Below are 13,582 nucleotides of genomic sequence, written 5' to 3'. Positions count from 1 at the left end.
TCAGGACTCCAGAGTTTCAGTGCCCAGATAGACCGCCTGGACTTCGGGGTTGTTGCGGATCTGCTCGGGCGTGCCTACGGTCAGCACCTTGCCGTAGACCAACACCGAGATGCGGTCCGCCAGGCGGAACACCGCATCCATGTCGTGCTCAATCAGCAGCACCGCCATGTCTTTGCGCAACGTGGAAATCAGCGTGACCATCTGCGCGGATTCGTCAGGCCCCATGCCGGCCATGGGCTCGTCCAGCAGCAGCAGCTTCGGGCTGGCAGCCAAGGCCAGCGCTACATCCAGCGCGCGCTGCGCACCGTGCGGCAGGGCTCCGGCAATGCGGTCCATGCGGTCGTGCAAACCCACCCGTTCGGCCAAACGCTGGGCTGCATCCAACAAACCATGTGCCTGGCTACGCGGCTGCAGGAAGCGAAAGCTGCTGCCCGCCTGGGCCTGCACCGCCAGCAGCAGGTTGTCGCGCACCGTCTGTTGGGGAAAGATGCGCGTCACCTGGAAGCAGCGCGTCAGCCCCAGGGCCACACGGCGGTGCATGGACAGCGCCGTCAGGTCCACACCGTCCAGAAGCACCCGGCCCTCATCAGGCTGCAGCAGGCCCGAGATCTGGTTCACCAAGGTGGTCTTGCCTGCGCCGTTGGGGCCGATCAGGGCGTGGATTTCGCCTGCGGCCACCTCCAGGCTCACATGGTCGGTGGCCAGCAAACCGCCGAAGCGCTTCACCAGGCCTTGTACTTGGAACAAGCTCATACGGTCCTCCCCGCGCGCCATTCCAGCAGCGCAGCCAAGCCCTTCGGCGCGTACAAGGCGGTGGCGATCAACAGCATGCCCAGCGGCAGGTGCCAGTAGTCGGTATTCAGCTTCAGCACCTCTTCCAACACCAGCCATACCGCCGCCCCCACCGGCCCGCCCCAGCGCCGCCCCAGCCCGCCAATTACCACCATCACGATCAAGGTGGCCGATTGCGTCCAGTGCATGGAGGAAGGGCTGACAAAACTGTTGCCCGTGACCAGCAGCGCACCCGCCAGCCCGGCCATGGCGCCCGCCACAGTGAAAGCCACCAGTTGCAGCCGGTACACCGGGTAGCCCAGCGCCCGCATGCGGGTTTCGTTGTCGCGGATGCCTGCCAGCGCCACGCCGAAGCGGGAGCCGGTGGCACGGTTCAACCACCACAGCGCCACCGCCACGATGGCCAGCACCACCCAATACAGGGTGGACTCGTCCATAGGGTTCAGCCCCAGGCCCAGCAGCGGCCGCACGGCCAGGGTATAGCCGTCGTCACCGCCGTAGCTGCGCAGTGACACAAACACAAAGTACAGCATCTGCGCAAACGCCAGCGTGATCATGATGAAGTACACGCCTTTGGTGCGCAGCGACACCGCCCCGACCAGCGCCGCCGCCAACGCGGCAAACAGCATCGCCGCCAGCCAGACGAGCCAGGCCGAAGTAACGCCCGCCTCGGTCAAAGCTACGACGGTATAGGCCCCCACACCCAGAAACCCGGCGTGCCCCAGCGCCACCATGCCGCCATAGCCCATGATGAAATTCAGGCTGGCAGCAGCCAGCGCAAACACCAGAATGCGCCGTACAAAGCCGATGTAGAAGTCCAGCCCGAACTGGCTGGCGACCCAGGGGAACAGGGCCAACACCAGCAACACCACCGCAGGCAGCAGCGCACGCGCCCAGGAGAAAGATAGGTTGTTCGTCATACCCGTTCAGGCCTTTGCAGAAAATAAACCTGCAGGCCGAAAGCTCAGCACTACCGCCATCAAGGCGTACATCGCCACTTCGGAAAACAGCGGGCCTACATCGGCCGCCAGCGTGGGCGGTAAGGTGGCGCGCAGTAACAGCGGCAAGAAGGCACGGCCAATGGTGTCCACCAAACCCACCAGCAGGCTGGCCACGAACGCTCCACGCACCGAGCCAATGCCGCCAATCACAATCACCACCAGCGCCGGGATCAGGATGGATTCGCCCATGCCCACCTGCACCGCCATGATGGGCCCCATCAGCGCCCCCGCCAGCGCCGCCAGCGCGGCACCCAGAGCGAACACGCCGCTGAACACGCGCTTGACGCGCACACCCATCAGCTCGGCCATCCAGCGGTCGGAGGCACCGGCCCGCACCAGCATGCCCATGCGGCTGTGGTTCACCAGCCCATACAGCAACAGCGCCACCAGCACGCCCGCAGCCAGCACCACCAGGCGGTAAGACGGATACGGCAAACCGGCAAACAGCTCGATCGGGCCGCTCAGCATGGGCGGTGTGGGTGCCATTACCGGCGATGGACCCCAGACCATCTTCACCAGGTCGTCGGCTACCAAAATAACGCCAAAGGTGGCCAGCACCTGGGCCAGGTGGTCACGCCCGTAGAGGCGGCGCATCAGCGTCAGCTCCAGCAGCACGGCTACCAACACCGTCACCACCATGGCCACCAGTACCGCGCCCACAAAAGAGCCGCTGTGCACATGAACCTGGGCCGCCACATAGGCACCCACCATGAACAGCGAGCCATGCGCCAGGTTCATGACATCCATGATGCCGAACACCAGCGTCAACCCGGCGGCAATCAAAAAGAGCATGAGCCCATAGCCCGCACCGTTGAGCAACTGCTCGATAACCAGAATCGGATTCATCGTGGGAAACCTGGATACATCGGATAAAGGCGGTTTACTTCAAGGGGCACTGGGCAGCATAGCTGTCGCCATAGTTTTCCAGCAGGGTCTTGATGGTCTTGTTGGTGACGCGGCCCTCGGCGTTTTTGCCGATGGTGCGCAGGTAGAAGTTCTCTACCGGGAAATGGTTGTTGGCATAGCGGAAACTGCCGCGCACCGAGGCGTACTGGGCCTTGGCCAAGGCCTTGGACAACGCTTCCCGGTCGGCCACATTGCCGCCAACGGCCTTTACCGCTGCGTCCATTGCGGCAATCACATCAAACGCCTGGGCCGCGTAAAGCGATGGCAGGCGGCCACCGTACTCCTTGCGGAAGGCGGCTACAAAGGCTTTGTTGGCCGCGTTGTCCAAGTCGTAAGCCCAATGCGAGGTGTTGAACAGTCCCAGCATCGGCTCGCCCACAGCCGAAATCACGTCTTCATCGGCCGAGAAGCCGCTGGTCACCAGCGTGATGTCTTTGGACAAGCCCGCGCCAACAAACTGTTTGATGAAGTTGATGCCCATGGCTCCGGGCAAAAAGAAGTACAGCGCCTTCGGCTTGGCGGCACGCAACTGGGCCAGCTCGGTGGCGTAGTCGATCTGGCCGAGCTTGGTGTAGATCTCGTCGGCCACCTCGCCCTTGTACTTGCGTTTGAAGCCGGTCAGCGCGTCCTTGCCAGCGGGATAGTTGGGGGCGATCAACACCATGCGGCCAAACTTCTGGTCATCGGCAAATTTGCCAGCAGCCTCGTGGAACTGGTCATTCTGGTAGGCCGTGCCAAAGAAGAAGGCGCTGCACTGGGCACCGGCAAACTGGCTGGGGCCCGCGTTGTTCGACAAATACGGTACCTTGGCAGCAAACAGGGTGGGGGCCACGGCCAGTGCCACGTTGGAAGCAATAGGGCCAGTGAACAGGTCGATTTTTTCGCGCTGTACAAAACGGTCTACCAACTGTTTGGCCTGGTCGGGGCTGCCCGCCATATCGGTCTGGACAAACTCCACCGGCTGGCCACCCAGTTTGCCGTCCAGCAGCTTGATGGCCAGGTTGAAGCCGTCACGGGCTTCTGCACCCGGACCGGCAAACGGACCGGACACGTCCAGTGCGATACCGACCTTCACCGGTGCAGCCCAGGCGGGTGCCAGCACACAGGCCGAGGCCACCAGGGTCAGAGCCGCCTGGCGCAGGCGGGAAATTCTCGAAGCGGAGCACGTCATGGTCAATCCTTGGTCAAATGCATAGTCAAAAAGGGGAAGTGCCAACAAGCAGTGGGGAGAGTACAGGGCTTTACACCGCCACCGCCACCGCCACCTCTACCCGACCGGCCACGACGCGCACTGGAAAGGTCCGCACCGCTTCGGTCGCAGGTGCCTTGCAGGGCGCACCGGTCTGGATGTCGAAAGTACCCTGATGCAAGGGGCATTCCACACAGCCATCTTCCACGTACCCATCTGACAATTTGGCCGCACCATGGGTACACAGGTCGTACAGCGCAAACAGCGCATCGCCCTGGCGGAACACCGCCACGGCCAGTCCATCGGCCACCACCGGCCACACGGCACCGTCGGGAAAATCATCGGGCTCGCCTACGTCGTGCCATGTTGCCGCTGCGCTGTCTTGGCCGACTTGCTCTTGGTTTGCTTGCATATTCCGCGCTTTCAGATGGGGGTGGCCAACAGGGTGGGCACGCGCAAGGTGTCGTACACCACGCGCTTGCTGCGGTAGCGCCATTCGCCGTCCAGCTGCACCACTTCATCGAGGTAGTTGCCCGCCTGGTAAACGCTGGATTCACCAGCTTGGCTGGTGATGACGACGATGTAGCTGGACTCGGTGGTGACCACGCCATCCTCAAACTTTTTGATCACCAGACCCGAGGTGGCGTGGCGGTAGGTGTGGTCTTCGTAGATGTTGGCATTGCGCAGCGACAGCACACGGTCGCGCAGCATGCCCGCGTTGCGGCAGTACACGATCGGCACGGGGAAGCCCGCATCGAAGTTTTCCTTGGGGATGATTTCGTAACGGCAGTCTTCCACAAAGAAACCTGGCCATTCCTCCAGGCGGTTGTTGTCCAGCACGCTGACGTAACGGTGTTGCAGTTCGAGCAGTTCGGTCCAGAGCTGGAGGCGTTCTTGTGTGTTCATGGTGGTTCCTAAAGACTCAATACGGGCTCAATACGCGCTCAGTACGACATCAGCTTCTGGTAGCCGACCCAGAAGCGGCGGATCAGGTTCTCGGTAATGACCGTATCCATCTGCTCCGGGGCTTCGCGGGCCATGGCAATGTAGGAATGCTTGTCGCCATCGCGCACCGTGCCGCGCTGCACCAGCTCGGTGGCCTCGGTGTCTTCCATCGAGATGTAACCAGCCGGGCCGACAAGGTTGGCCTGCAGCATGCGCAGCTCGCGCATCTCGGGGGTGTCGTCGGCATAGCCAAAGAAATGGAACACCAGCTCGAAGTTGCTCGGCCCCTTGGGCAGCAGCTGGCGCGCCACCAGCGTGTTGTGGATCTGCTGCACCACCAGCTGCGGAAAAATCGGCTGGATGTGGTTGGTGGTCATCTCGTCGAACTCCTGGATCTGGCCCAGCAGCGCCGGGTCTTCCAGGGCAAAGCCCTCGTTCATGGAGCGGATGTTCTGCGCGCTGTAGGCCGCCGCGGTATCGGTTTCCACCTCGGGCTTGGTCACGGTGATGATGCTGTGCAGGCCATGGGTGGCATCGGGAATCGAGCGCGCCTTCATGCCCACGCGGAAGATGTTGAAGGTGGTATGGAACAGGTGCAGCAGGCTGGCGTGGTAGGGGTCTTTGACGTTCTCGAAGTACAGCTTCCAGTTGGATTTGGAGTACTGGCGCGTGCAGCCCAGGTAGACAATCGGCTTGTGGAAGATGCGGTCTATCCAGGGCCGCATCTCGGCACCAATGTAGTCGGGCAGCGGCGGCGTGTCGTCGCTGAAGGTGGCAAACAGCAGGCCCTTGTAGCTGTCTACGCGCAGTTTGTGCAGGTTGTGTTCTTCGGTTTTGAAGTCCTTGGGCATGCCGACCATGCCTTTTTGCCCCCGGCGAAACGGCACACCCTGCAGGTCGCCATTCGCGGCAAAGCTCCATTGGTGGTAAACGCAAGTGTGGCTGGCGGCGTTGCCGCGCTTTTCGCGGCACACCATGGCACCGCGGTGGGCGCAGCGATTAACCCAGCATGACAGGCCTTCGGCCGTGCGTGTCACCACCACCGGGGTATCGCCGATGAAGGTGGACTTGAAGTCGCCGACGTTCGGGATCTCGGCCTCCAGGCCGAGAAAGCTCCAGATCGGGCCACGAAAAATACGCTCTTGCTCGCGGTCATAGACCTCTTGCGAGCTGAACACCTGGTAAGGCACCTGGGAGCCGTCCGGCTGGGGAAACAAAACCGGCCGTTGCGGGGCCTTGTCGGCACGGGGATGAAACTCTATCGGGGCTTCTAAAGTGGCGTCAGACATGGGGCGTTACCTCTGGATTGGTGATGCCCCCATGCTAGAAGCCACCCCGCGCCAAGGCTATCCTCAAATGGCAGAGATGCGGCCGGACTTATCCGTTTCTGGCAATACAAATATTGGCGTTCCCGCGTGCGCATGCGCAGTGTGGCGAGGCAGCTCGCCAAAGCGCTTGGCGTAGTACTGGGAAAAGCGCCCCAGATGGCCAAAGCCGTATTCAAAAGCGATGTCGGTCACCGCCGCACCCGGCTGCGCCGTCAACCGGGTATGGACAGCATCCAGGCGCATATTGCGCAACAGCACCATGGGCGACTGCGCATGGTGGCGCTGGCAGAGCATGGTCAACGACCGCACGCCCACACCGGCGGCACGGGCCAGGTCTTCCAGCGCGATGGGGGCGCACAGGCGGCTGCGCATATAGGATTCGAGCTTGTCCAGACGCAGCAGATCGCTGCCGCAAGCTGTGTCATCCGGCACATCGGCCGCCCCGTCAACCGCATCCGCCCCACCGCCCGGGCGGGACCACAAAAACAAGGCCACGTTGCGCTCCAGATGGTCGACCCACACGCCGTGGGCAGCGTTGTCGGACGGCAGATTGGTCACGTGCAGCAGCGACTGCATCAAAAACTGCCACTGCAGGCCTTGCATATCGGTGAGCTGCTGTACCGATGGGCAAGGCGGTGCAGCTTCGTCCCCAGGGTTAGACAACAAATGGCGCGGCACCTTCAAAATGAATTGGCGAGCCCCCTGCTGCCAGTGCATATGCAGACTGCGGCGCGGTGCCAGCAAGGCGGCAGCACCGGGGCGTAAATGCACCCGCCGACCATCGGATTCAATGTCTGCCGTGCCCGCCAGCGACAAATGCACCAGCACAAAATCATCAAACGGGCGGGGCCGGATCTCGACCTCTGCACCATATTGCAGCATGAAGATTTGCAACGCGCGTATTTTGGTTTTGAACAAGGCGGTGTCCACATTGCCACGGCACCATTGCAAGCCGTGGTCTGAGAACTCACCCGCCACCTGGTCGTGCGTATCCACGCGTGCGTTGGAGCGAAACACGCAGCGCTTCACCAAAGGGGAGACATCCAGAGACACACCAGCGGACAGCATCGGGAAAGTTGACCTTATCGTGGAAATACAGGAGGGGCTTGTTATCCAGCCCTCAGCTTTGTGCAGCAAGTTCTGTACCGATTGAACTTTAGGGCACGGCCAGGCCCTGCCGCCACAGCGTATGCCCTTACGCCAAAACGCTAGAGAGTGTCTAAAAAGGCATTCACCCGACTGGAAAATGTCTCGGGGCACTCCAGCGGGCTGAGATGGGACGCCTCAGCGATCACCTGCAATTGCGAACCCGCTATCGCGTGGTGGATTTGCTCTGACATGGCAACCGGCGCGCCCATGTCAAGCGCCCCCGCCAGGACCAGCGTGGGGCACCGGATGCGGTGCAATCCCTGCGTCCAATCCACCTGGGCCACCGCGGCACAGGTTCTGGCATAGCCGTCGGCAGGGGTAGCCAGCAAAATCTGGCGCAGCCATGCCACCGTTTGCGGATGGCTTTTTTGGAAATCGGGGGCCAGGTAACGCTGCACCACCATGTCCACCGCCGCCGCCATGCCTTCGCGCTGCACGGTCTGGATGCGCTGCGCCCAGTTGGCCTGGGCTGGGGCGGGGTAGACGGAGGTGGTATGCGCCAGCACCAGAGCATGCACCGCAGCCGGATGCGCAATCGCCAGGCCCTGCCCCACCATGCCCCCCAAAGACAGGCCAAGCCACACCACCGGCCCCCGGTTCCAGCGCTGCACCACTTGCGCGGCATCTTCCACCAATTGCGCCATGGTGTAAGGCCCCGGGCTGGCAGCCGATGCGCCGTGGCCTCGGTGGTCGTAAGCCAATACGGGCCGCTGGCCTGCGTACTGGCGGCTGAAAGCGTGCCACATGGTGTGGTCCAAGCCCAAGGCATGGCTCAGCACCAGCGGTGCAGCGGGTCCGTCGGCCAGTTGGACGGTGTGCAGAGAGGTCATGGTGGTGGAGTCGTTACAGTTTTTGTAAGCCTAACCAGGCAAACCCAATCTATCCAATGGTTTATTTGGATAAAACCATTCGACACCATCAATGATTAGCAGAGCCATGGCACTGCCGCGTTGGGCAAATAACACCTACCAGCCACATAGCAAAAAGCCACCGCAAGTCGATTGCGGTGGCTTTTTTCAAATGCTGCAAATTTAATAGCTAATAGCGCAATAAGAACATACGCTGGAAGCCATTTTTATATAAAATTTAGTGCCCCGTGCCCGCCATGCGTGTAGTGGTCTTGTCAAGCACCACTTCGGGCGTGTTGGCCTCTTCCCAGGTTTCGTTGTTCATCACGGCATCCAGGCGCTTCATATCCAGGTCGCCAGTCCATTTAGCCACCACCAGCGTGGCGACACCGTTGCCGACCAGGTTGGTCAGGGCACGGGCTTCGGACATAAAGCGGTCGATGCCCAGAATCAGCGCCAGACCCGCCACCGGCACATGGCCCACGGCAGACAAAGTAGCGGCCAGTACGATGAAGCCGCTGCCCGTCACACCGGCTGCGCCCTTGGAGGTCAACAGCAGCACCAGCAGCAAGGTGATCTGCTGCGTCAGCGTCATCGGGGTGTCGGTAGCCTGGGCGATGAACACGGCCGCCATGGTCAGGTAGATCGAGGTGCCGTCCAGGTTGAACGAGTAACCGGTGGGAATGACCAGGCCGACCACGGATTTCTTGGCGCCCGCGTTTTCCATCTTCTCCATCATGCGGGGCAGCACCGATTCGCTGGACGAGGTGCCCAGCACGATCAGCAGCTCTTCCTTGATGTATTTGATGAACTTGAAGATGCTGAAGCCGTGCAAGCGCGTCACGATGCCCAAAATCACAAATACGAAGATCAGGCAGGTGCCATAAAAGGTACCCATCAGCTTGCCCAGCGATACCAGCGAATCCACACCGTACTTGCCGATGGTGAAAGCCATGGCACCGAAAGCGCCGATCGGGGCAACCTTCATCACCATGCCCACGATGTCGAACATCACGTGCGAAAACTTCTCGATGAAGTCAAACACCTGCGTGCCACGGCCGCCAAACTTGTGCAGCGCAAAGCCAAACATCACCGCAAACAGCAGCACCTGCAGGATTTCGCCTTTGGCAAACGCATCCACCACGGTGCTTGGTATCACGTTGAGCAAAAAGTCGGTGGTGGTGACCATCTTGCCGGGCGCGGTGTAGGCCGCAATGCCCTTGGTGTCCAGCGAGGCAGCATCCACATGCATGCCCGAACCGGGCTGTACCAGATTGACCATCACCAGGCCGACCACCAGGGCCAGCGTGCTCATGATCTCAAAGTACAACAGCGCCAGGCCGCCGGTTTTTCCCACTTTCTTCATGTCTTCCATACCGGCGATACCCACCACCACGGTACAGAAAATGATGGGCGCAATCAGCATCTTGATCAGTTTGATGAAGCCATCGCCCAAGGGTTTCATCTGCGCACCCAGATCGGGCTGGAAATGGCCCAGCGCTACGCCCAAGGCCACCGCAATCAGCACTTGCACATAAAGGGACTTGTAAAACGGCTTTTTGGCCAAGGGAGTGTCTGAACGCATGGTGCAAACCTTTCTGGGTAAATAAATGGCCGCCCACACAGGCAGCAGAACAACTCTCAATTTATTCGCGAAAATACGTCTCGCCATTGTGGAAACTACGGTGGGGAAACCCAAACCAGAGCTCAGGCCTGGGTCAAACCCACGCAGCCCCCACTACACCGTTTGCACGGCATTTACCGCCCCGCAGCGCCAAAGCGTCACGTTTTAGGACCACAATCTACCTATGGAAAACACCGACATACTCAATGACCGTAACGTCGCCCTGGCCTGGGCCGACCTGCAAGCCCACTCCAACACCGGCCAGCCGCTGGACACAGATGCCTACCGCCTGGCCTTTGCCGACCCCGAGTTTTTGCTGCGCCGCGAAACCCGGGGCATCCGCTTCCAGCTGGAAATGCTCAAGCCCGACCTGGCCCAGCAAGCCCAGGGAATTGAAAACACCGTCGTCGTGTTTGGCAGCGCCCGCTTCCCCGCCCCTGAAGACGCGCAGCCTGCACTGGCAGCCGCCGAAGCCAGCGGCGATGCCGAGGCCCTGAAAGTCGCCCAGCGCCGCATGCGCAACGCCCGCTACTACGACCAGGCCCGCCTGTTCGCCCGGCTGGTGGCCAACTACAGCGCCGACCGTGCCGCCGCCGACCGGCTCTACATCTGCACCGGCGGCGGCCCCGGCATCATGGAAGCCGCCAACCGCGGTGCCCACGAAATGGGCGCGCTGAACGTGGGTCTGAGCATCGCCCTGCCCCACGAGCAAGGCGGCAACCGCTACGTATCGCCCAGCCTGAACTTCAAGTTCCACTACTTTGCTCTGCGCAAAATGCATTTCATGATGCGCGCCAAAGCCCTGGTGGCCTTCCCCGGCGGTTTTGGCACGCTGGACGAACTGTTTGAAGTGGTGACCCTGGTGCAAACCGGCAAAACCAAGGCCGTGCCCATCATCTTGTTTGGTGCCGACTACTGGAAAAAGCTGATCAATTTTGACGTGCTGATCGAAGAAGGCGCCATCTCTGCCAGTGATATGGACCTGTTCAACTTCGTCGACACCCCCGAAGACGCGTGGACCGCTATCCGTTCGTTTTATAAGCTGTAGCCCCGTCAAACGACGCGGTCTTGAGGGCCCAGGCGGTGCGTGAGCCACCGCCCACCAGCAGCCCGACCACCCAAAACAGCCCGGCCACGCCCACCATCGTGCTGGCCGCACCAAACAGCAACGGCATCACTACGCTGGAGGCGTTGATAGTCATCAGCCGCAGGCCCAGTGCTTCACCATGGCGGTGCGCCGGGGTGATCTGGTGCAAAGTGCTCATGATCATGGGCTGCACCGAGCCCAGCGCCAGGCCTAAAAATACCGAGCACACGCCCATGGCCGCCGCGCCGGGCAAAAACGGGTACAGCGCAAACAGCGCCGCCGTCATCCACATGGCACCCACAATCACCGCCCACTCGCGCAGGCGCGCGGCCACCATCGGCATGGCCATGCGCACCGCCGCCGCTGCAATCGCAAAACCGCCCAGGATGGTGCCGATGGTGGAGGCGCTGAGGCCGCGCTCATGCCCCAGGATGGGCACCACAAAAGTGTGCACGTCCCAGCAGGACGACAAAAACCAGTTCACCAGCAGCAGACGGCGCAGCATCGGGTCCTGCAGCAAATCCAGCACGCGTGGCTTGGCTGCGCCCTGCACGGCGTGGATGGCCGGTAGCTCTTGCACCCCTTGCACCAACGCCCAGGTAGCCAGCGGCAGCAGCGCCATCAGGGCAAACGCGGCCTGGAAGCCCCAGGTATCGGCAGGCACGCTCCCCGCGTGGTCGATCATCAACCCCGCCGCAAACGGCCCGATGAAGTTGGACAACGCAGGCCCCAGCGCCAGCCAACTGAACACCTGCTTGAGCTGGGTGGAACCCTCGGCCGCGCGGCCTACGTGGCGCTGCAAGGCAATCACCGCAATGCCGGTGGCCCCGCCAGTCAGCAGCGCGCTCGCGCACAGCACCGGGTAGACCGGAAACACCGCCGCCAGCCCCGCGCCCAGCACGGCCATGCCCACACTGATGGTCACCGGCTTGCGCAGGCCGTGCCGGTCGGCATAGCGTCCGGCGGGCAGGGCCAGAAACACCTGGGTCAAGGCAAACAAGGCCAGCAAGCCACCCACCGCCAGCCCGCTGTACCCGGCATGCAAAGCCAGCAAGGGCGCAGCCAGGCGGATACCGGTCATGCAAGCATGCAAAAAGATCTGGGCGGCGATCAGGCGGGCCAATGCGGGGGTCATAGGGGTATGGAGAAATGAAAGAGAGCGCTAGTGCAAAGCATGCGGTGCATACAGATGCCGCTGAGCTTACCCGCTCCGCCAACGCCAGCGCTATGGTTGGATGCGGGCGGCTTGGTGGGGTCGTTATTTCTAAAATTTAAACCTATTTAAAGATGCCAAAATGGCTTTCAGCGCATATGGAATATGCGCAACGTGCTCCTGTTTTTGACTATCAAAAAATAGCTTGCTTCATCGTTTGAACAGGCAGTAGCCAATAGGGGTCGGATCCCAATTGCGCGCGGTTGGCTCGCCGGTCGAGCACCTTGTGGCCCGCATTGGGGCTCCGACCCCTATTGGCGGGTTGGCATTGACGTTTTCTGAGTCCCAGCCCGCATCCCCGGCCGGCAGTTGCGCCCGGTGGCAACTGTGGCATCCATGGCGACATAGACCCCCACAAACCTCTCATTAAAATTTTTAAAAAAGTTGACCCCAGCGCACACTCCATATGCACAAGAAGCTATGAAAAGAAGAGCATTTCATGCCTGCACCTTGTGAATGAAAGATGCACGTACGCAGGGAATCGCAACACTTCGACGGGCTATAGTGGTCCATCGCTCAGATACGGGGTTTGTCGACATTTTTATGACTGTATAAACAATCACTTATTTTGCAAATACCCAGCCTGCAAGCCACTTCCAGGAAATTTCAATGGATGATTTAAACCTCAGTAGCCGATTTAAATTGCAAGGTTTGCGGTGTACATCACGTTAGGCCTATAGGCACCGCCTCTTGTGCGCCCAGAACAATAGGTCAGCCGTAAAAGCCCTACACGAAACGCACATCAGCACTTGGGCGAAAGCTCTTTAACGCAAAGGCAAGCTCATGACAGTCAAGCGCATGGATAACGTCGGTATCGTGGTCGAAGACCTCGACGCCGCCATCAAGTTTTTCACTGAGCTCGGTCTTACCCTGGAAGGCCGCGCGCCGATCGAGGGCGACTGGGCAGGCCGCGTCACCGGAGTTCGTGGTCAGCGCGTCGAGATTGCGATGATGCGCACACCCGATGGCCATAGCCGCCTTGAGCTGTCGCGCTTCCACGCTCCTGCTATCGCATCTGATCACCGCAAAGCCCCCGTGAATTCATTGGGATACTTGCGCGTCATGTTCACCGTCGAGAATATTGACGACACCGTCGCCCGTCTCTGCGGGCTGGGTGCAACCGTCGTTGATCAGGTGGTCAACTATGAGAACGTCTACCGCCTATGCTACATCCGAGGCCCGGAAGGAATCTTGATCGGGCTTGCCCAGGAACTCACAAAAGGGATCTCGGACACGCAGTGAGGCCTAACCCTTCCATCGAGAGGAAACACCACGGCAGGGCGGCATGCGGGCCGTCATTTCATTTTGGCCCACATGCCGCCCTGCCGCAGTGTGCCTCTCACGTCAAACGTTGAACTAAACCGCTGACGCGGTGGCGGGTCGTCACAGGCCGCCACCGCGTTTTTGTTTGCGTGTGACTTGCGACGAAGGGCGTTGAGGGTAAGCCTTCTGGCTGGGGAATATTCCCTGGCCCTGAAGGAGATGTGCCATGCCCCCCTT

The 13,582-nt window shown here is 60.9% G+C and carries 13 protein-coding genes; 2 read left to right on the top strand and 11 right to left on the bottom strand.

Annotation, left to right across the window (positions count from 1 at the left end):
• The 10 genes from AC097L_RS18645 to AC097L_RS18600 form a co-directional block, all read right to left on the bottom strand.
• Nucleotides 1-753, bottom strand: coding sequence for an ABC transporter ATP-binding protein (locus AC097L_RS18645; RefSeq protein WP_479588207.1), 753 nt, complete (start codon nucleotides 751-753; stop codon nucleotides 1-3).
• Nucleotides 750-1,712 (bottom strand): branched-chain amino acid ABC transporter permease, encoded by a 963-nt coding sequence (locus tag AC097L_RS18640; protein WP_479588205.1) that lies wholly within the window; start codon nucleotides 1,710-1,712, stop codon nucleotides 750-752. Before AC097L_RS18640 ends, AC097L_RS18645 begins: the two co-directional genes overlap by 4 nt.
• A gap of 6 nt (nucleotides 1,713-1,718) precedes the next feature.
• A complete protein-coding gene (locus AC097L_RS18635; protein ID WP_479588203.1) occupies nucleotides 1,719-2,639 on the bottom strand; it encodes a branched-chain amino acid ABC transporter permease in 921 nt (306 codons plus the stop codon).
• Between the two features lie 34 nt (nucleotides 2,640-2,673).
• Nucleotides 2,674-3,870, bottom strand: coding sequence for an ABC transporter substrate-binding protein (locus AC097L_RS18630; protein ID WP_479588202.1), 1,197 nt, complete (start codon nucleotides 3,868-3,870; stop codon nucleotides 2,674-2,676).
• A gap of 70 nt (nucleotides 3,871-3,940) precedes the next feature.
• Nucleotides 3,941-4,300 carry an anthranilate 1,2-dioxygenase ferredoxin subunit AndAb gene (gene andAb / locus AC097L_RS18625; RefSeq protein WP_479588200.1) on the bottom strand — a complete coding sequence of 120 codons (360 nt, stop codon included), beginning with the start codon at nucleotides 4,298-4,300 and terminating at the stop codon, nucleotides 3,941-3,943.
• 11 nt (nucleotides 4,301-4,311) lie between these two features.
• Nucleotides 4,312-4,794 carry an anthranilate 1,2-dioxygenase small subunit AndAd gene (gene andAd, locus AC097L_RS18620; protein ID WP_479588198.1) on the bottom strand — a complete coding sequence of 161 codons (483 nt, stop codon included), beginning with the start codon at nucleotides 4,792-4,794 and terminating at the stop codon, nucleotides 4,312-4,314.
• A 38-nt stretch (nucleotides 4,795-4,832) separates the two neighbouring features.
• Nucleotides 4,833-6,122, bottom strand: coding sequence for an anthranilate 1,2-dioxygenase large subunit AndAc (andAc, locus tag AC097L_RS18615; protein WP_479588196.1), 1,290 nt, complete (start codon nucleotides 6,120-6,122; stop codon nucleotides 4,833-4,835).
• Between the two features lie 63 nt (nucleotides 6,123-6,185).
• Complete coding sequence (locus AC097L_RS18610; protein ID WP_479588194.1) at nucleotides 6,186-7,229, bottom strand: AraC family transcriptional regulator; 1,044 nt, start codon at nucleotides 7,227-7,229, stop codon at nucleotides 6,186-6,188.
• A 140-nt stretch (nucleotides 7,230-7,369) separates the two neighbouring features.
• Nucleotides 7,370-8,140: an alpha/beta fold hydrolase gene (locus tag AC097L_RS18605; protein WP_479588192.1), complete on the bottom strand. Its 771-nt coding sequence runs from the start codon at nucleotides 8,138-8,140 to the stop codon at nucleotides 7,370-7,372.
• Between the two features lie 256 nt (nucleotides 8,141-8,396).
• Nucleotides 8,397-9,743, bottom strand: coding sequence for a dicarboxylate/amino acid:cation symporter (locus AC097L_RS18600; protein WP_479588190.1), 1,347 nt, complete (start codon nucleotides 9,741-9,743; stop codon nucleotides 8,397-8,399).
• 223 nt (nucleotides 9,744-9,966) lie between these two features.
• Between AC097L_RS18600 and AC097L_RS18595 the strand changes: the two genes are divergently transcribed.
• Nucleotides 9,967-10,830 carry an LOG family protein gene (locus AC097L_RS18595; protein WP_479588188.1) on the top strand — a complete coding sequence of 288 codons (864 nt, stop codon included), beginning with the start codon at nucleotides 9,967-9,969 and terminating at the stop codon, nucleotides 10,828-10,830.
• Here the strand turns inward: AC097L_RS18595 and AC097L_RS18590 are convergent.
• Entirely contained in the window at nucleotides 10,805-12,004 is a 1,200-nt protein-coding gene (locus AC097L_RS18590; protein ID WP_479588186.1) for an MFS transporter, read from the bottom strand. The genes AC097L_RS18595 and AC097L_RS18590 overlap by 26 nt on opposite strands.
• 861 nt (nucleotides 12,005-12,865) lie before the next feature.
• On the opposite strand from AC097L_RS18590, the gene AC097L_RS18585 reads away from it, so the two are divergent.
• Nucleotides 12,866-13,324, top strand: a complete 459-nt coding sequence (locus AC097L_RS18585) for a VOC family protein (RefSeq protein WP_479588184.1) — start codon at nucleotides 12,866-12,868, stop codon at nucleotides 13,322-13,324.
• Nucleotides 13,325-13,582 lie beyond the last annotated feature (258 nt).

The sequence above is a fragment of the Rhodoferax sp. RT5P35 genome, assembly GCF_056521385.1.
This window is presented reverse-complemented; position numbering and strand designations above follow the sequence as displayed.

What these genes read in the sequence shown, in the direction of transcription:
- AC097L_RS18605 (WP_479588192.1), bottom strand. Translation starts at nt 8,140, where the DNA reads ATGACCTCTCTGCACACCGTCCAACTGGCCGACGGACCCGCTGCACCG.
- AC097L_RS18630 (WP_479588202.1), bottom strand. Translation starts at nt 3,870, where the DNA reads ATGACGTGCTCCGCTTCGAGAATTTCCCGCCTGCGCCAGGCGGCTCTG.
- AC097L_RS18590 (WP_479588186.1), bottom strand. Translation starts at nt 12,004, where the DNA reads ATGACCCCCGCATTGGCCCGCCTGATCGCCGCCCAGATCTTTTTGCAT.
- AC097L_RS18610 (WP_479588194.1), bottom strand. Translation starts at nt 7,229, where the DNA reads ATGCTGTCCGCTGGTGTGTCTCTGGATGTCTCCCCTTTGGTGAAGCGC.
- AC097L_RS18645 (WP_479588207.1), bottom strand. Translation starts at nt 753, where the DNA reads ATGAGCTTGTTCCAAGTACAAGGCCTGGTGAAGCGCTTCGGCGGTTTG.
- AC097L_RS18635 (WP_479588203.1), bottom strand. Translation starts at nt 2,639, where the DNA reads ATGAATCCGATTCTGGTTATCGAGCAGTTGCTCAACGGTGCGGGCTAT.
- andAc (WP_479588196.1), bottom strand. Translation starts at nt 6,122, where the DNA reads ATGTCTGACGCCACTTTAGAAGCCCCGATAGAGTTTCATCCCCGTGCC.
- andAb (WP_479588200.1), bottom strand. Translation starts at nt 4,300, where the DNA reads ATGCAAGCAAACCAAGAGCAAGTCGGCCAAGACAGCGCAGCGGCAACA.
- AC097L_RS18585 (WP_479588184.1), top strand. Translation starts at nt 12,866, where the DNA reads ATGACAGTCAAGCGCATGGATAACGTCGGTATCGTGGTCGAAGACCTC.
- AC097L_RS18595 (WP_479588188.1), top strand. Translation starts at nt 9,967, where the DNA reads ATGGAAAACACCGACATACTCAATGACCGTAACGTCGCCCTGGCCTGG.
- andAd (WP_479588198.1), bottom strand. Translation starts at nt 4,794, where the DNA reads ATGAACACACAAGAACGCCTCCAGCTCTGGACCGAACTGCTCGAACTG.
- AC097L_RS18640 (WP_479588205.1), bottom strand. Translation starts at nt 1,712, where the DNA reads ATGACGAACAACCTATCTTTCTCCTGGGCGCGTGCGCTGCTGCCTGCG.
- AC097L_RS18600 (WP_479588190.1), bottom strand. Translation starts at nt 9,743, where the DNA reads ATGCGTTCAGACACTCCCTTGGCCAAAAAGCCGTTTTACAAGTCCCTT.